The organism is Archangium minus (genome assembly GCF_044360475.1).
Taxonomy (GTDB): Bacteria; Myxococcota; Myxococcia; order Myxococcales; family Myxococcaceae; genus Archangium; species Archangium minus.
On sequence record NZ_CP043494.1, the window covers coordinates 8,786,349 to 8,804,206 of the forward strand.

A 17,858-nucleotide genomic window follows, 5' to 3' on the forward strand; every position below is an offset into this window, starting at 1 on the left:
GTCTCAGTGGAAGTCGTCGGTGTCGATGTCGGGCGGCACGGGGAGCACGCCCCGCTCCACGCCAGCGTGGGCGGCCAGCTTGTCGAGGTCGGTGGCTTCCTTGAGAATCTCGGCCAACTCCTCCTCGGCCTCCTTCGCTCCGTAGGGCTGCGGCAGTCCGCCAAGGTATGCGCGTAGCTCGTCGCGCAGCTTGTCCGCGGACGGGTAGCGCTCATCGGGGTTGGGGCGCAGCGCCTTGGAGACAATCTGCCGCAGTGGCGTCGGCACCTCCTCGGCCACCCGTTGCACCTCCTCCGGGCCGAAGTGCAGCACGCGGTCGGCAAGTGTCTCCAGCTTGATGAAGGTGGGCACCTCGCTGCGGACTTCAGCCGGGAAGCGGCGCTTCACGTCACGCCACAGGGAGTCGGGCGGGTCGAGTGGGTAGCTCGCCACCAGCATCTCCAGCAACACCAGACCCAGAGAGAAGATGTCCGCCCGGCCATCGAGGTTTCTGGGGGTGAGCAAGTCCCTCTGCCCCGGCTCGGGCCGGAGGAAGCCCAGGAGAATCTCCGGGGCGATGTAGGCCGGGTCCCCCCGAAGGAGTCCGTCCGGCGAGCGGATGCGGCCGAGCAGCTCCGAATAAGCGGCGCCGAAGTTGGTGAGCTGGACGCGACCATTGCGCCCGAGGCGGATACGCATGGGGCCCACGGCTCGGTGCACCAGGTGGAGAGGGCGGCCCGCTTCGTCCACGGCACGGTGCGCGTAATCGAGCGCGTCAGTCACCTCGGCGGCGACGTAGGCCGCGAAGGCAGGAGACAGGCGGCGGCCCACGGCCACGGCGGCGTCCATGGCGGTGAGGAGATAACAGCCACGCAGGTGCTCCATGACGATGTAGGGGAGTTCGTTCTGCACCGCGTAGCCGTACACGGCGGCGATGTTGGGCTGCCGTAGGAAACGGGCGAGACGTACCTCCTCGAGCACGCGCTCCAGCCCCTCGCTCCCCTCCTCCAACACCACGGGCTTGAGCTCCACCAGCTTGACGGGCCCACCCTCCTCGTGTTGGCGCGAGGCTAGCAGGAGGGTGTCGTACTGGGGATGGGTGACGAGGTGGCGCAAGACGCTGTAGCGGTAGCCACCGGACTCGAAGGTGATGCGAGCAGCAGGGCCGTGAGATGAGCGAGACATGGACGAGTCTTGGCAAGGAAACAGCTAATGGGATGCGGCGGGCTGCCCGCCAACGGAAACGGGTTGCGGCTCGTTGTTCTCGTTGGGCTTGTAAAAGGCGCCCAGCTCGTAGACGCTAGCGCGGTAGGTGTTGTCCTTCACCTCCACCGGACCTACGCATCGCTCGGCCCTACCGGTGAGTGCCTCGGCGAGCTAGCCGTCGGAACGCAGCGCGAGGAGCGGCTTGAACTCCTGGATACGACGGCCCAGTTCAGCCCGGGAAACGGCGGTGCTCTTGAGCGGGATGTCGAGCAGTAGCACGTCCGCGACGAGCCAGGGAGCGTACTCCACGGGCTTGGGCGGGTAGAGCGGGTAGAGGTGGAACTGCAACCGGAGCTGCTTGGCCTGCTCCGGGGACAGCTCGCGTCCCGAGGGCAGCAACTCTGGAGGAAGCCCCGCCCGCGTGAGCAGCGCTCCGAACTCGTCCAGGTTCGCGAGCGCATCCCGGGTGGAGGCATACGCCTGGGGCGGGCTGTTGCTCGCGCACGCGAGGGGACACAGCAGAACCAGGGAGAGCAGTGTCAAGAGGCTCAAGGGGAAGCGGGCGGGAGTCTAAGCAAGACGAGTCCCCGTCCGACGCGAGGGAGAAACGCGCGGCATGACAACACCTCCGGTGTGTATGGGTTGCAGCTGGATTGTGCAGCTACGGGTAACACAGCCAATCGCAGAAGGAAAGCCCAGCACTACCACCAAGGTTCAAATCCCTAGTCAACCCGTCAGAGCGGCAGAGCCCTGGTTTCAAGGGAGGAATGGCAGCCAAGGCGTTTCGTGACGTGAGGAGCCAGAGCAAATGGGTTACTCCTCTGGTAGCGTCCAGCCCCGAATCTCAAGGCTTGCACGATTCGCTGCGAGACGGGCCCCGGGTCACCGTCATGTGTTCGTCGAGCAATTCGGCGGGGAGAGGGCAATTGAGCGGGCACGATGACGCGCAGGTGAACGATGCATAGAGCCATGGGTCCGCACCCGCCAAAACGGAAGTCCACGCATCGGTATAAGCCGGTGGCAGGGACTCCCCCTGCTGGCGTCGGCTAACCGACCGCCGCAGTCCTCCAACCCATTCAGAGGAGCGCACCGCGAACGAGCGGGACCCAGGCCCATCCAGCTCGCGTTCCGAGGACTCGAGGCGCGTCCTCACTCATCGACAAGGAGGAGCACCATGCCTCACGACATCAAAGAAATGGCCTATGTGGGCCAGGAGCCATGGCACGGGCTGGGCACGCCGCTGCCGGCCAATGCCGACTACGAATCCATCGTGGAGGCCGCCGGCTTCTACACGGCGGTGGAGCGGCCCGTCTTCTCGCCGCCCATGGTGGAGGCCATCCCGGACAGGAAGGCCCTCTTCCGGGAGGACTCGGGCGAATACCTGTCTACCGTTTCAAAGGGTTACGAGGTGGTGCAGTTCGCGGAGGTGGCCCGCACGCTCGTGGAGGCAGCGGGCGGCGTGCGTTGCATCTTCCACACGGCGGGAACGCTCGGCCGCCACGGCGAGCGTGGGTGGCTCCTGGGGGAGCTCCCCGAGCCGATGCGTGTTCGCGGGGACAAGAGCATCATCAAGCGCTACGTGCTCGGCTACACCGGACACGACGGCACCACGGCGATCACCCTCAAGAACGTCGCCACGCGCGTGGTGTGTCAGAACACCATCGGTGTCGCACTCGGGGAGCGGGACGGAGCTGAGTGGCACATCCTTCACACCACGAGTGCAAAGGTGCGACTCGACCAGGCTGCTCGGGCCTTCCGGCGCATGGTGCAGGGCTACGAGCGCTTCGCGGCGCTCTCCGACCACCTCGCCATGACGCGCTTCAGCGAGCACCAGCTGCGAAACGTCATCGACGTGGTGATGCCGCTGCCCCAGGATGAGGCCGAGCACCCGCGCCTGATGAAGGGGCGTAACAAGGTCATCGAGCTGTTCCACGCCGGCCGGGGCCTCGAAGGTTCCATCCGCGGCACGGCCTGGGGCGCGCTCCAGGCTGTCAGCGAGTGGACGGACCACCACAGAAATACCCGCTCCGTAAAGGGCAAGCCCGTCGAGGCGATGCGACTGGAATCCATCTGGATGGGCAAGGCGGCCAGTTTGAAGCGCCAGGCTCTGGCGGCCATCGCGGACACGGCTCGCATCCGGCTCGCGACATAAGGCGGCGGCTACCGCCCTGCGAGCACAGTGCACTGGGGTGACGTGAGAGCCCCTTGTACCAAGAGGCAGGCGTCGTCCACGGCGCCCGCTTTCTTTTGGGGGCCGTGCTGGATCACGCAGTGAAGTCCCCTCCTCCAAGAGCACAAACACCATCAGGGCGATGAAGATGCTGGAACCACGACACGGCCTTGGCACACGATGACTTCATCCCCGGCCTCTGCCGCGGGGCTTCAGGTTGACACCCTCAGGCAGCCCCAGCTCACGCAGGGCCACCTTCGTCTCCTCGATCTTCGACATCGTGGTGCCGCCGGGCGGCTCGACGTCGACCGTCACGGTGAGCTTCAGGCCGCCGGCCGTGGCGAAGCGCGAGAGGACCTTCGTGTAGAAGTTCATCCACTTCTGCGGCGAGATCTCGCCGGTCCACTGGAAGCCGGCGCTCTCGGTTCCGGGCGGCGGCTCCGAGGCCCCAGCAGGCGTCGGCGTAGCGCCCTGGGACGCGCCCGTAGGCGTCGGGCTCGGCGTGCCGGGATTCGGCGCTGCCCCGCCCGAAACGTGCTGTGTGGCGCCGGTGGGCGGTTGGGGCGCGGCCTTCTTCGCCACGTACTCCTCGGCGCGCTCGTGAACGATCAGGTAGACGTCGTCGGCGATCTCGATGTCGCCGGAGCCGAGGGAGCGCTTGTAGACGAACGGCTCGTAGCTCCCGTCGCTCGCCTTGCCGACGTACGCGACGGTGCCCGCGTCGAGGCCGCGCGAGATGGTGTCCTTCACGGCCTCCGGCTTCAGCAGCCTCGGGAACTTGGGCGACGCGTAGAACGCATCGCGCACGGACTTCGTGCTCCACTCGGGTAGCGCGGGCGGCCAGTACCGGGTGAGGAAGTTCGGGCTCACGCCCTCGACGACAATGTCCTCCTGCTTGAGGCGCGAGAGGATCAACTCGACCAGGGAGTTCGCAGCGCTAGAGTGAACAAGCCCGAGATCGATCTTGCGGAGCGAGTTGTCCTCGGCAAGCAGGAAAACGTTCTTGTACGCCCTCCACACGGCTTCGCGGAGGTCACGCTCTGCGCGCTTTGTGTTCTCTGCGAGCTGGCGCTGCTGAGTCTCGTCGAGCTTCAGCTCGCCGGCGTCAGCGTCGATGTCCTTCCATGCGAGGAGCTTGCGTGCCTCTTCGAGCAGCGTCGTCGCGTCCTCGGGCACCACCCAGATGAGCGCGCTCTTGAAGGTTCGCGAGGACGAGCCGCTCTCGGTCGTCATCTGCGTGATGAGGTTCTTTGTCGCGGGCTCCGGCGCGGTGTTCTCCGGTGCGAGCACGACGAGCGAGAGCACCGGACGGTCGGGAACCTCGTTGCTCTTCTTCGGGAAATAGACGCGCTCGATGCCGCTGCCCGCGCCGAAGACCTTCTGGATCTCCTTGCGCACGACGTCGTCGATGGACGCCGTGCTGACGCTCGCGCGACGGTCGGCGAGGAGCTTGTTGAGGTTCGGCTGGAAGCTGAAGCGGTAGCGGTTCTTCTCGGCCGCCAGGAAGTAGCAACTGTCGGTTAGTGCTTCGAGGCACTGCTCGACGCTGCCGATGTCGAGCGCGGGCTCGGCCACGGCGAGACGCACCTCAGGTAGCGTTGCCTCCCCCCGCTGCTGGCCGCCGTTCGACTCGAAGAGGATCGTGGTCGCGACCTTGCGGTGCAGGCGCGCCTTCTTCAGCTCGGGCGTCGCCTCCGTATCTAGCCGCAACGCGTGCGCGTGGTCCTTGCCCGCAATATCCGTGGTAACGGCGGGCTCAAGGCGGGCCTCGCCGAGCTGCTCGAAGAGCGCCGCGCGGAACAGCGGATCTTCGAGTGGCGCCGTTCCGAGCGAGATGAGCGGGTCCTTGTGCGCGCCTTTGTAGCCCTCGCTGTAGGCCTTCGAGACCCACAGAGCAAGGAGGCGCAGCACACCACGCGTCTGCTGGAAGCGCGGGAGTCCCTGCCACTTGCGCTCGAACACCGAGAGCAGCGACGGGTGGAACGGATACGACGCCTTCAGCGCCTCGCGCGCGTTCTCGACCGGGAACCAGCTCGGAAGCTGCTGCTTGTTCGCGAGCAGCCACGCCTCGTACTCCTCGACCGTCGCGATGGCCTCCTTCGGAAGCCCCTGCCACTCGAAGAGACGCCGGCGGATGATCTCCGAGGTCTCGGCCTCGGCCGACATGATGACCGCCTTGCCGAGTCGATCGAGGAGCTTCTTGAAGCGCTCGAAGTCCGACTGATCCTCGGCGGTCATCTCCAGCTCGGACGCCGGGATGGACACGGCCAGAACAACGTTGTCGCGTGCGCGGGCGACCTCGGAGAGGTTGTGCAGGAACGCGTAGAGCTGCGCGGCGAGCCCACTCTTGCGGCTGCGGCTCACGTAGTTCATCAGCTCATCGAACAGGATGAGGGTCGGCTTGCCTTTGGGCAGCATGCGCTCGATGACGTCGCCGCCCGGAGCGGTCAGCTCCTTCTCGTGCTGCTCGACGAGCTTGAATCCTTCCTCGCCGCCAAGCTGGAAGGCGATCTCGCCCCACGGCGTCTTGCGGAGCGGCGTGCCGTCGTTGCCACCACGACCGCTGATGGAGTCGAACTCGGTGCCGACGAAGATGGCCGTCGCGGCCTTCGGCACGCTAGTCACGCCCGCGTCCTGAAGGATGCCGCTTACGCCCTTCCACGACTTCGCCGCGTCACCGTTCTGCGCGAGGTGGAAGAGCAAGGTCAGCGAGTGGGTCTTACCGCCGCCGAACTGCGTGGAGAGGTTGAAGATGGCCGACGTCTCAACCTTCACGCCGGAGAGGCGCCGCACGACCTGCGCGGAGAGCTCACGGAGGTTCTTCGTGAGGAACGTGCGCTCGAAGAACTCGGCCGGGTTCTGGTACACGGCCGGCGCGCGCCCATCGCGAACGTGGTCGAGGTGGACCGCGAACTCCGACGCGTCGAGCGGCTTACCATCGCGGAGATCCTCGCGCGGGGTGACGATCTTGTACCAGGGCTTCATTGCCATGTTCTTCTCACTTTCACTGCCGCGCGAAGCGCTCGAAACGCCCCGTGTTGGAGTTGAGCTTCCACGCCTGAAAGAACCCGTAGGGGAACGTGCCCGCGTCGTTGCGTGAGCCGATGATCACCAGCGTCTCGCCTTCGAGAGCCGCTCGCTCGGCGATGGGCATCGCGTCGACTACGCCGCTGCCGAGCGACGCGATGAACGCGGGACCGTCTGCAGAGTCGGGTCGGTAGCAGAAGACGATGCGCAGGCCGCACCGCACGCACAGCACATTCCAGAGCGAGTACGCGACAAGATCCGCGTCGGCCGAGTTCTCGAGCTCGCACACCGCAACCGGGAAGCGCCAGCCCGCGCCCGACGCCAAGAACGCCATCACGTCCTGCGAGAGGTACTCGTTGCGCTTTACCGGCAGCACCGTGCAGCGATGGCCCTTGCCGGCCGCCGCCCAGCCGAGCGCCTCGAACGAGCGCACGACGACGCCCGTCAGCGTCCCGGTCCACCGCGCGAGGTCGGAGCGCATGGATGCATCCCGGAGCTCGTAGGCGGCGAGCCGGTCGTCTCCAAGCGTCGCGAAGAACTGCGACATCCACTTGGTGGCCAGTGCGATCATCCGAACCCAAGTCCATTCTTGCGTGCGAGGACACCATTAACCCAGCGCTTCTCGTCGGAGCCACTGGGGTAGAGGGCCGAGAACGACTGCACGAGCTTCCAGAAGAGCGGGCTCTGCCCGACGCCCTCCTGCACCAAGAAGCGCTTGAGAGCTTCACCGCGCCCGGAGGCGAAGAGGAGCATGGCTTGGTGAACGCGGTCGATGGTCGTCGCGCCTGCTTTGGGAGCGCCGATGTCACTCCAGCCCTGCTCCTCGGCGGCGTGGTCCAGCTCTGCGAAGAGCGTCATCTGCTTCTTCTTGCTCGAACGCTTGGGGGCAGGCGCCGCGTCGGCACCGCCGAAGAGGTGGTTCGTGCGCTCGGCTACAGCGAGCAGGCGTGCGGTCTCGCCCTTCACCTCGACGATGTGCTCGAGCGCTTCGAGGCGCGCGCCCAGCCCCTGCGCGATCTTCTGGGCGGCGTCGTACTCGAGGCTAAAGCCTGCCAGCGCGTCGTCGCCGCCCCCGTCATCGTCAATCGGCTCGTCCTCAGCCCCCTCTGACGTGGCCGACGAGCCTGGCCCGGCCAGGGTCCACAGCCACATCGCCGTGATGCGCGCGTCCTCTTCGAGACCGGCGGTCTCGGCCTCGTTGAAGATCATCGCGAGGGCTTCGCGTGAGACCGTGGCCCAGACCTGCTCGAGGTACTCGTCGAGCGGAACAATGGCGCCGGAGACCTTCTCAACGCGGGCATAGCGAGAGAACAGCTCCAGCGCCGGGCCGATGCACGCGAAGATGGCGTCGGCACCGACGATGCCCTCGCGCGCGAGTCGGGGCATCCACTCAGTGATGCGCTTCGGGAGAGCCGAGAGGATGTCGCGCCAGTCGCCGACGGTGTCCGTGATGAGGCGGCCGTCGCGGTGCTCGCGCGGGCGACACACGAGGTGGATCGACGAGCCAAGCACCGCCGAGTTACGCGCGTGCAGCCGCGAGGCGTTCTCGGTGTCGATGGGCCACGAGGCCGTGATGATCCAGCCCGCGTCGATCATCGCGGCGAGAAGGTCCTCCCAGCCGCTCGTCGACTTGTGCGCGAAGATGATGACGCCGATGCCGTCGGGTCGCGTCACGCGTCGCGCCTCAGCGAGCGCGGCGGTCATGATGCGCCGATAGTAGTCGCGGTCCTTGCCGGCGATTGGGTTGACGATGGCCTCGTCCTCGCGAGGCACCAGCGCGGTCTTGAACAGCTCCGGGTGGTCAGCGCCGAGCATGCGGCGCAGCCAGACGTAGAAGAAGTCCGAGAGGTCCGCATACGGAATGGCGTCGTAGTACGGGGGATCGGTGACGAGGAGGTGCGCGCAGTCGGTCGGCAGCGGGTGGTGGCTCGCCGAGGCCATGCCGACGTCGGCGCCGTGCGTGTCGACGTGCGCGTTGCGCAGGCCGCGAACGACGTGCTCGACCGCGCCCGCCCACGAGCCCGACGACAACGCAAGCGGGTTCGCCTCGCCGTAGTCCCAGATGATCGGCAGCGCCTGCCGCGTGAAGAGGTGCGGGAGCGCCGAGCCGCTCGGGTTCCAGGAACAGCCTGTGTTCTGGTAGTCGCAGAGGCGATCGACGGCGAGCGCCAAGCACGAGCGCACCGCAACGCCGAGTCCGTTCGGCGTGCGGTCGTCGGGCATCGCTTCGCGCACGAGGCGCACGAGCGTCGTGAGGGTCAGGAGCTGGCGCGGCGTGAAGAGGTCACGCCAACGGACCATGCCGTAGCGCTGGACGCGGAAGCCTAGCGTGCCGATGGGCGGCAAGGGTTCGCCCGGGAGCTCGTCGCTGCGCGTTCGCTCCAGCTCGGCCACGGCGTAGGATGCAGCCGCGAGCGCGGCGCGATCTTCCTTGGTCGGCGCGCGGAAGGAGCGCTCCCCCGAGGGGCCGCCGAGCGCAACGGCGACGAGCAACGCCGAGGACGCGCCGCCCGAGCGCGCGGAGAGCTGCTCACGCACACGCTCGACGGGGATCGTGTAGCCGCACTTGATGCAGGTCGCGGCACCCCGTCGAACCGTGGGCTCGGGGAACGAGCGTAGGTTGCCTTCGGCGATCTCGAACCGCGGCGTGGGACCGTCCCAGCCCGCGAGGCGCAGCCCGATAGAGCGCTCGCCACGACGCGAAAGGTGGAACTTGCTCGTGAGCACCACGTCCACGCCGCACTTCGGTCCCTCGCACTGGATGCGGCGGAACGAGATGTACGCGACGGGCATCTGGCCAGCGACGACGGGATAGAAGCGCTGAAGTTCCTCGCGGGCCTGCTGGGTGATCTGCGCGCCCCACCGCTCAACCTCGGCGAAGAGCTGGTGGCCGAAGCGCTGCACGTACTCGAGCGTGACCTTGCTGATGAGCGTCGCGACCGGGTTCAGGTCGGAGGCGTACGACGTCGCCCCAAGGCGCAGCCCCTCAAGCGGAATTGAGCCGCCGCCGCAGAACGGATCGGCGAGGAACGACGTGCCACCGTCGAAGAGCGACGCGTGCGCCGAGGAAGCCAATGTGCGGGCGGCGTCGCGGAAGGCGGGATCGTTCGCGCGCTGCCACGACGCGAAGTCAGAGACCAGCCGGAGCAGACCGCGCCGGAGGGCGTTGCTGTCGCCGTTGAGCGTCGTGCCATAGAGCTGGCCGAGTACATCGCGCGCGCTCGTCTTGAATGCCTCCGGGCACGCGGGGTCGAGCGGGTCGATGAGCAAAGCTGCGAGTGCAGCAGCGCGGCATGAAGGGAGCGGCTTCCGCGCCCACCAGATGTGGATCGCGGTGATGTGGCCATGATGCACCGAGCGGCCATCCCGCGCGTGCTCGGACACCGTGGCGATCGGAAGATCGACTTCGATGAGACGGCGCGGATATGTCTCGGTCGCGGCCATCATTCAGAAGCCGAGCCCCTTCTTTCGTGCGAGCACGCCATCGACCCACCGCTTCTCGTCCGTGCCGCTTGGGTAGAGAGCGGAGAGCGACTGCGCGAGCTTCCAGAACTGGGGCTGCTTGCCGACGCCTTCCTCGACAAGGAACCGCTTCAGCGCTTCGCCGCGTCCGGCACCGAAGAGCAGCATCGCTTGGTGAACGCGATCGAGTGTCGTGGTGCCGGCCTTCGGCGCACCGACCTCGCCCCAACCCTGTGCCTCGGCGGCCGACTCAAGTTCGCCGAATAGGGTCATCTGTTTCTTCTTGGCGGCTTTCTTCACCCTGGGAACACCTTCAGCCTTGCCGAAGAGGTGCTTCGTTCGTTCGTGAACGGCTAGCAGACGAGCCTTGTCACCTTTCACCTCGACGACATGGGAAAGCTCCTCAAGTCGGGCTCCCAGTCCTTGCGCGATCTTCCGTGCAGCATCGAAGTCGAGCACGAACCCTGACGAAGATGGGGAACCGCTCTTCTCCTCCTCGTCATCAGAGTCGTCCTCTTCCTCGTTGAGTCCCTCGTCGGCATCGGCTGATGAGGCTCCGGGCGCTGCGAGCGTCCAGAGCCACATCGCGGTGAGTCGCGCGTCTTCTTCGAGGCCCGCTGTCTCGGCAGCGTCGAAGATCATTGACAGCGCCTCGCGGGAAACTGCTGCCCAGACGTGCTCAAGGTATTCGCGAAGCGGAACTACCTCACCCGATACCTTCTCGACGCGAGCGTATCGCGAGAACACCTCCAATGCGGGCCCGAGGCACGCGAAAATGGCATCGGCGCCAACAATACCTTCCTCCGCGAGTCGCGGCAGCCACTCATGAATTCGGCGAGGGAGTTCCTGAAGGATCTCCCGCCAATCCCCAACATCATCCGCTCGAACGCTACCGTCCTTGTCCTCCCGTGGTCTGCAAACGAGATGAACCGAAGAGGCCAGAGCGGCCGACTCGATGGCACGAAGTCGCCCCGCACGCTCCGTGTCGATCGGCCACGAAGCTGTGACAACCCATCCAGCGTCCAACATCGCCTGAAGTTGCGCCTCCCAACCTGCGGTCGATTTGTGCGCGAACACCACGACGCCCAATGATTGCGGATGCGCGACCCTACGGCCATCACGAAGGCAGTCGCCCATCTTGCGCTCAAAGAATGCCGCGTTCTTCCCGAGTCCTGGGTCGACTATGCACTCCTGACCAGTCGTAGTCGCGCCGTCAAGCTCGTTCGGCAGCACGCCGATGGCCTCCAACCAAGTCGCGAAGTAACCGGACAGGTGAGCGTAAGGAATCGCGTCGTAGTACGGCGGATCCGTGAAAAAGAGTGACGCGGCATCATCGGGCAACGGAATTGAAGATGCATCGGCCTGCCTCGCCGACCCCTCATGACGAACGCCACTGAGCGTGTGAGCTATGAACCTGTCGAGATAGTCAAGACCTTCGCTGAAGTCTCCCGCACTGCCAGCGTACGGATTCATCTCGCCAAAGTCCCAGACCATCGACAGCGTCTGCGAACCGAAGGTGTTGCGGACGCAACTCCGAACATTTCGCCAAGCGCAGAGACTGCTGGTGAAGTTGGCCATCTTCGAAATCGTGAGTCCGAGGATGGCCCGTCCAGCGATGGTTAAATCGGGGTCATCGCTGATCTCAAGCTTCCGAATGATTGATGCGTACGTGGACAACATGAGCATCTGCCGGTGGGTGAAGACTTCGCGCCACCGCGTGATGCCGTACTTTTGAACACGAAAACCGAGAGCACCGTCGGGAGGCAGTTCCTGTGCTCCGAAATCGACTCCCGAACGTCGCAAAACGGCAAGTCGCTCCCGGCTCTCCTCAACAGCCCTGATATCGGCTGGAGTCGGCGCTCGGTACTCGGTTGAGCCGGCAGGAGTCTTCACGACGGTACAGTAGAGCCGAGCGTCCTGCGTCCCTCCGCGCCGCTCGCGCAACTGAAGGCGCACACGTTCAACTCTGGTAGTGTAACCACACAAAGGGCACGTGGCCGACCCCCGAGCGACGGTGCCACTGCCGACAGCACCCGCTCGCGCACCTTCGACTACTTCGAGATCAACGCTATTGCCGAAGCGGCTCTTGACGAGCCGAATAGCGACCGAACGATTCCCCTTCCTAGCGAGCCAGAGGGACCTGAGTAGAGGAACATCTGCACCGCACGCTGGGCCTTCGCACTTGATGGTCCGCGCCCAGAGGTAGGCAATCGGTTTGGAGCCATCGGGATGTGGCGGATACAGCGACGCCAGTTCCTTGGCCGCCGTCTCGTTCACCCACCGCCCCCACTTACGTACTGCCTCGGCGAGACGCTCGCGGTTCTTTGGGATGAATTCCAGGCTGACCCGGTTCATGAGCACTGCGACAGGGTTGAGGTCGGACGCAAACGCATCCGCTCCAACACGAAGTGCTTCGAGTGGGATAGTTCCACCTCCAGCAAACGGATCAACGACTAGAGGACGTGCTCCAGGGCCACCGAGGGTCCTGTGCGCCACCTCCACCAACGCCTGGCTGGTCTCAAGGTAGTCCTTTTCGTTCGACAGGTCCCAGTTAGCAAAGTCAGCGATGAAGTCGAGCAGGGCGCTTCTGAGCTCCGACGGGTCACTCCAGTCGCGGACCGGACCGCCTCTACGGTCTCGTAGCGACCTCATTCGTGAGGCGGCCTCACGCAGAAACTCTGCCGGGCAATTAGGGTCCGCAGGATCGGGCCATAGTGCCGCCAAGATGACTGCGCGACATGCTGCAAGCGGACGCCGAGCCCACCAGATATGCAGCGTCGAGATGTGGCCGTGACGGATCGACTTCTCGCGCCGTGCGTGCTCCGAGATCTTGCGGATCGGCAGGTCGACCTCGATCAGCCGCTTCGGTCCATACAAGGATACGTTGTTCATTTCTTCGACGCCGCCTCTCGGAGTAGTTCAACGAGGGGACCGAACGAGACGCTCGCGGCGTACGCGCGACATGCTTCCCCCACGAGGAACGCACGATCACGGCCGAGTCGTTCTGCCAAACGCTCGAACCACCCGTGGTGGTCACCGCCCGCGAGCTCAGCGAGGAAAGAATCCACGTCCAAGCCGTAAGTGGTCGACCAGAGCTGCTTGACCGCCGCGTTGCCGAAGACTTCTTTCTCCGGCGGCATCGTGCCCGGGAGCTTGAACACGAAGTTTGTCGGCTCCTCTTTGGCGTCGGCATCGAGTACTGCGGCGATTCGGAGACCGGCCTCCCGCAGCGTCCGCATCGCAGCCGCGATGGCGTCCTTGCCACCACCCACGCTCTGGTCCTTGTCGTCACGGTAGCCGCCAATGACGATGGCGGTGGTCTTCAACAGCTCCGGTTCCGCCTTTGCCAGCATCTCGGAGAGAATGGCTGCGGCGACATCGTCTTCGACGAGAACCCGCAGAGCCTTGTCGTGACCATCAGTTAGGACGCTTGCGACCTGCGCCGAGGCCAGGCCCGGAAGCACTCGGACGCCCGTGCCACCATCTCGCACAATCAACATACGTGACACCTGAGGCAGCGCACGAAGCAGGTGCTCGCTATGCGTACTGAGAAGGATCTGGTGGCCCTTTCTGATCGCGAGGTCGACGAGGTACTCGCCAAAACGGAACTGCGCAGACTGGTGCAGCGAAATCTCCGGCTCCTCAAGGAGGATGAGTGACTTCGGAGATTGCGCCTCCAACCTATCGATCAGGTTGTGAACGCGACATTCGCCGAAACCCATGTGATTTTCGGAATAGACGACGTGCCCGCGACCGGCAGCCAGGATTGAGCCCGACCGAGTCTTGAGCGACACATCGGCGCGCTCGACACGGTCATAGTGCGTGCCGAGAACCTTACCTACCGCCTTCGATACATCGACCGCACACGGGGTCCGGGTCCCCACAACCAATCGACCGGCTTGACGGAAGTAGAACCCCTGCTCCTCAGCACGGGGCGGGAATTCGGCGGCGCCGAGAAAGAGCACTTCCCGCTCATCACGCTTCCTGTAATCAGACCAGCGGTTGGTGCGTCGCGACAACGAAAGTGCACGCTCTTTAGCGTCGGACTGCCACGTGCTGACATTCAGACGCGCGGTCGTAGCGAACGGCGACGGGTCGAGCTGTCCAACCGCGAAGAAGTCGCGGAGCTGGTAGCCTCCCTTCCCCTGCCGGTAGCTGCACGCAGCCAACTGGAGCAAGGTCGTTTTGCCAGTTCCGTTCGGGCCGCAGAACGCCGTAACAGGGCTGCGAAACTCAAGAATCGAGTTGGCGTGGAGTCGGAAGCCACGCACCTCAAGCCGCGTGATGACGTTGCCAAAGTTCGCGTGGCGATGGTTCGACTCAAACTTCTTTTGAAGCGTGTTTCTCGGGTCAGCCACGTGCAGCCTCCAGGATCGCCTTTGCCGGCACATGGTAGTGCTCGACCTTCACGACGGGCTCCCATCCGAGCGTCGCCGGGTTCTGAATTGTGTTGAGCTTCGGCGTGGTCGCACAGTCGAAGACGACGTAGAGCCAGAAGTCCTCGCCGAGCCGTTGCGCGGTCCGGTACTCGTTCGCGGTGAGCGCGACCTCGCCGGTGCCCGAGCGACCCTTCACCTCGATGAAGCGGGCCTGCACGAAGACGCCCGGCTCGGTCGGGTGCGGTCGCTTCGAGAGCAGATCATAGCCTCGGTTTTCGTTCTCGACGCTCTCGACGATCCAGCCGCGAGCGCGCTCGTGTTCCATCGCGACCTGCACGGCGATCTTCTCGATCTCTGGGTCGCTCACCATCGGCGCGATGCTCGGCGCCTCGCGCTCGGGATGCGGCAGCACCCAGGCACGCCCGAGGTGCTGAACGTCGCCGATGGAGCAGTGGCGCTCCATCTCGATTTCCTGGCGGCGGCGTTCGAGGCGCGCGTTCAACTCGTCGAGATGGTCCTCGGCCTGCTTGATGTTGCCTTCGAGGCCCGGGATGTTCGCGCCCTCGATGCGCCGGCCCTCCAGTTCGGCGAAAGTGAGCTGCTGCCGGTCGATGAGCGCGTTGAGGGAGATCTCGATGTGCTCGCGCACGATGGTGTTCTCCTTCGTGCGCTGGTCAGCAACCTCGGCGAGAAACGGGTTGAGCGCGTGATGGACGAGGTGGACCTCGACGAGGTCGCGCGCGGGCAGCCCCGACAGGCTCGGTGCGTGCGTTCCCTTCGCGGCTGGGATGAGGTCGAGGAAGAGCGTGGGTTGGCGCAGCGTCAGCGTGCCGTCGGGATCGGCGCGCACCACGAAGAGCTTCTTGTGCAGCGTGTTGCCCCGGCCGTCCTTGATGGACGCGGCGAAGACGTCGAGTCGGTACGGCGCCTTCGCGTGCAGGTCCCAGAGCACCGCGCCCCTGCGAAGGTCGTCGCCCACACGGTCCGCGACGTCGCTCCGCACCACCTCGAAGAGCGGGTGGCCAGGCGTCACCCACTCCAGCGTCGCGTCGTCGCCCAGCAGGCGCTTGTCGAACACGACGCGCTGGTACTCGCGACCGAGCTTGCCGAAGCGGGGCTCGAGGCGCTCGCCGATGGCGTTGAGCGTCTTCGGCACCTTGCCGACGCGGTACACATGGTCCCTACCGCGCACGGGCGACGGGTGGACGCCCGCGATGGGACCCGCCGAGGTGAAGAAGTCCTCGACCACTTCGGGGACGAGGCGCCGCTCCTTGGCCTCCACCGACTTGCCGACGAGGGCCGACAGATTCAGCTCCTTCTTCGCGAGCCCCTCGAGCGTCGCTCCCGTAATGCGCTTGAAGCGCTCCGGGTCGATGTCCTTCACGATGCGGTCGGCGATGCTGCTCTCACTGAGCCGCTTCGCATACATCTCGCGGAACATCTTCTCGAGCAAGTTGGACGGCAGCATCTCGCCGACGACGTCGAACACCTTGTCGGTGCCGAGCTCGTCTTTGATCTCGGCGAGACGCATCAGCAGCTTCTCGAGCACGCGCCCCTCGCGCGTGTTGACCGCCGCGAAGTTGAAGATGAGGCAGTCCTTCTGCTGGCCGTAGCGGTGGATGCGGCCCATGCGCTGCTCAAGGCGAACGGGATTCCACGGAATGTCGTAGTTGATCATCAACCAACAGAACTGGAGGTTGATGCCTTCTCCGGCGGCCTCGGTAGCGACGAGCACCTGGCAGTCCTCGCGGAACTCGCGCTCGGCGTAGATGCGCGTGTTCGACGTGTCGCGGTCGCCGATCGGCATGCCGCCGTGGATCTGCGTGCAGGAGAGGCCCCACTCCCGCAGCTTGCCGAGCGGGCGTCCGTCGCGGCCGTCGCCCGCGAGGTAGTCGAGCGTGTCCTTGTGCTCGGTGAACACGAGGAGCTTCATCCTCGGGTCCTTGAAGATCTGCTGCTCGTTCAGGACCTGCTTCAGCTTGTTGAGCTTCGACTCGACCTCGCGTTTTTCGAGCGCGCGCGCCTGCTCAACGAGCTTGTCGAGGCGTTGGATCTCCTCGCGAAGCGCGATGGGGTCGACGGCGAGGACCGTCTCCTCCGCGCCCTGCATGATCTTCGCCTGCTCATCCTCGGGCAGGTCGTCGAAGTCGTCGGGCAGCTTCCGGTCGATCTGCTCCTGGCGATGGCGCTCGGGGTCGTCGAGGATTTTGCGGCGCTTGTCGCGCATGCGCTCAAGGCTGCGGCGTACAGCGTAGATGCTGGAGGCGAAGCGGCGTTGCAGCATCGCCATCTGGAACGAGAGGATGTTCGCCTGCACGTTCTCGGCAGCAGCGGCCAGAATCGACTGGTCTTCGACGTAGCGAGTGAGCGCGTCATAGAAGTCGAACTCGTCGCCATCGAGCTCGAACCTGGTCGTGCGCACGTCGCGGTTGGTGAAGAGCTTTCTCACCTCGCCGGTCTCGGGATCGGGGAAGGCGACCAGCGCCTCCTTCAAGCGGCGTAGGTAGAACGGCGCCTCATGCCGGCGCATCGCCTCTTCGAGGCTCTTCACGTCGCCGTACACGTCGCGGTCGAGGAGGCTCAGGAAGAGGCGGAAGTTCTCCGGGTCACCCTTGTGCGGCGTCGCCGTCATCAAGAGGAAGTGGTCGGTGCGCTGCGACAGCGCCTCGCCGATCTGGAAGGCGAGCGTCTTCTTGTCGGCGCTGTAGGCGCTCATCTTGTGCGCCTCATCGACGATGACAAGGTCCCACTGGGAGCGCAGCAGGCTCTCCTTGGCGTCCTCGACACGGGAGATCCACGAGACCGAGGTGACGACCTGATTGTGTTCCTGCCAGGGGTTCTGGCCGTATTGCGTGCGCAGCACTTCGCCGCGCATCACGTCGAACTGCTCGCGGAACTTGTCCTTCAGCTCGCGCTGCCACTGGAACGTAAGGTTCGCGGGCGCGACGATGAGTGTGCGCTTCACGAGGCCACGGACCTTCAGTTCCTTGAGGAGCAGGCCCGCCATGATCGTCTTGCCGGCGCCGGGGTCGTCGGCGAGCAGGAAGCGAATGCGCGGGAGCTTCAGGAAGTAGTCGTAGACGGCCTCGAGCTGGTGGGGCAGCGGATCGACGCGCGCGATGGAGAGGGAGAAGTACGGGTCATACTCGTAGGCAAGCCCGAGACGCGCGGCCTCGACGCCCAGCTTGAAGTGGAGCGGATCGCCGTCGAAGGGCTCGGTCTCCGGCGTTGCGTCGAGGAGCTTGAGCTGATCGGAGTGCAGGACACGCTGGTGGACATGCCCCGTCTTTTGCCCGGCGCCCGTGAGCTTCACGACATCGCCAAGAGGCGTGACGACCAGAACCTCGACGGGTTCGGGCAGCATTGGGCCGCGGACGATGATGCCGGGCTTCAGGTCAGCGGCGTTCATTCGTTGTCCCCATCGGCGTCACGGGACGCGCCCTTCAGTTGCTCGATCCATTGGTCGAGGTCGGCGCGCTTGAACCGCCACTGCCCGCGCACCTTGAACGCTGGAATCTCCCCCTTCTGGGCCATCGTGTAGACGGTCTTGTCGGCGACCTTCGATAAGGCCGCGACCTCTTGGACCGTGAGTATCTCGTCGCTCATCCGTTCAGGGCTCCAGGGCGGCGGGAGGC

At 65.2% G+C, this 17,858-nt stretch carries 10 protein-coding genes; 1 reads left to right on the plus strand and 9 read right to left on the minus strand.

The window, feature by feature from the left end; translation table 11 throughout:
• Positions 1 to 3: 3 nt before the first annotated feature.
• Both F0U60_RS35685 and F0U60_RS35690 read right to left on the minus strand, forming a co-directional pair.
• On the minus strand, positions 4 to 1,164 hold the full coding sequence (locus F0U60_RS35685; RefSeq protein ID WP_395806521.1) for a serine/threonine-protein kinase: 1,161 nt from the start codon (positions 1,162 to 1,164) through the stop codon (positions 4 to 6).
• A gap of 192 nt (positions 1,165 to 1,356) precedes the next feature.
• Entirely contained in the window at positions 1,357 to 1,728 is a 372-nt protein-coding gene (locus tag F0U60_RS35690; RefSeq protein WP_395806522.1) for a hypothetical protein, read from the minus strand.
• A 631-nt stretch (positions 1,729 to 2,359) separates the two neighbouring features.
• Between F0U60_RS35690 and F0U60_RS35695 the strand changes: the two genes are divergently transcribed.
• Positions 2,360 to 3,337, plus strand: a complete 978-nt coding sequence (locus F0U60_RS35695) for a DUF932 domain-containing protein (protein WP_395806523.1) — start codon at positions 2,360 to 2,362, stop codon at positions 3,335 to 3,337.
• 204 nt (positions 3,338 to 3,541) lie between these two features.
• On the opposite strand, the gene F0U60_RS35700 is transcribed toward F0U60_RS35695, so the two are convergent.
• The 7 genes from F0U60_RS35700 to F0U60_RS35730 are packed head-to-tail and all read right to left on the minus strand — an operon-like array spanning position 3,542 to position 17,829.
• Positions 3,542 to 6,346, minus strand: a complete 2,805-nt coding sequence (locus F0U60_RS35700; RefSeq protein WP_395806524.1) for an ATP-binding protein — start codon at positions 6,344 to 6,346, stop codon at positions 3,542 to 3,544.
• Between the two features lie 13 nt (positions 6,347 to 6,359).
• A complete protein-coding gene (locus F0U60_RS35705; RefSeq protein WP_395806525.1) occupies positions 6,360 to 6,953 on the minus strand; it encodes a hypothetical protein in 594 nt (197 codons plus the stop codon).
• Positions 6,950 to 9,829 (minus strand): DUF1156 domain-containing protein, encoded by a 2,880-nt coding sequence (locus tag F0U60_RS35710; RefSeq protein ID WP_395806526.1) that lies wholly within the window; start codon positions 9,827 to 9,829, stop codon positions 6,950 to 6,952. The genes F0U60_RS35705 and F0U60_RS35710 overlap by 4 nt, the downstream gene beginning before the upstream one ends.
• Positions 9,830 to 12,736, minus strand: a complete 2,907-nt coding sequence (locus F0U60_RS35715; RefSeq protein ID WP_395806527.1) for a DUF1156 domain-containing protein — start codon at positions 12,734 to 12,736, stop codon at positions 9,830 to 9,832. It lies immediately after the preceding gene.
• Positions 12,733 to 14,202 carry an ATP-dependent nuclease gene (locus F0U60_RS35720; RefSeq protein ID WP_395806528.1) on the minus strand — a complete coding sequence of 490 codons (1,470 nt, stop codon included), beginning with the start codon at positions 14,200 to 14,202 and terminating at the stop codon, positions 12,733 to 12,735. The genes F0U60_RS35715 and F0U60_RS35720 overlap by 4 nt, the downstream gene beginning before the upstream one ends.
• Positions 14,195 to 17,632 (minus strand): protein NO VEIN domain-containing protein, encoded by a 3,438-nt coding sequence (locus F0U60_RS35725; protein ID WP_395806529.1) that lies wholly within the window; start codon positions 17,630 to 17,632, stop codon positions 14,195 to 14,197. Before F0U60_RS35725 ends, F0U60_RS35720 begins: the two co-directional genes overlap by 8 nt.
• On the minus strand, positions 17,629 to 17,829 hold the full coding sequence (locus F0U60_RS35730; protein WP_395806530.1) for a helix-turn-helix domain-containing protein: 201 nt from the start codon (positions 17,827 to 17,829) through the stop codon (positions 17,629 to 17,631). The genes F0U60_RS35725 and F0U60_RS35730 overlap by 4 nt, the downstream gene beginning before the upstream one ends.
• Between the last annotated feature and the right edge of the window lie 29 nt (positions 17,830 to 17,858).

Excerpts from the sequence above, each read along its gene's own strand:
- F0U60_RS35730 (WP_395806530.1), bottom strand. The coding sequence starts at position 17,829 with ATGAGCGACGAGATACTCACGGTCCAAGAGGTCGCGGCCTTATCGAAG.
- F0U60_RS35695 (WP_395806523.1), top strand. The coding sequence starts at position 2,360 with ATGCCTCACGACATCAAAGAAATGGCCTATGTGGGCCAGGAGCCATGG.
- F0U60_RS35710 (WP_395806526.1), bottom strand. The coding sequence starts at position 9,829 with ATGATGGCCGCGACCGAGACATATCCGCGCCGTCTCATCGAAGTCGAT.
- F0U60_RS35705 (WP_395806525.1), bottom strand. The coding sequence starts at position 6,953 with ATGATCGCACTGGCCACCAAGTGGATGTCGCAGTTCTTCGCGACGCTT.
- F0U60_RS35725 (WP_395806529.1), bottom strand. The coding sequence starts at position 17,632 with ATGAACGCCGCTGACCTGAAGCCCGGCATCATCGTCCGCGGCCCAATG.
- F0U60_RS35715 (WP_395806527.1), bottom strand. The coding sequence starts at position 12,736 with ATGAACAACGTATCCTTGTATGGACCGAAGCGGCTGATCGAGGTCGAC.
- F0U60_RS35685 (WP_395806521.1), bottom strand. The coding sequence starts at position 1,164 with ATGTCTCGCTCATCTCACGGCCCTGCTGCTCGCATCACCTTCGAGTCC.
- F0U60_RS35700 (WP_395806524.1), bottom strand. The coding sequence starts at position 6,346 with ATGGCAATGAAGCCCTGGTACAAGATCGTCACCCCGCGCGAGGATCTC.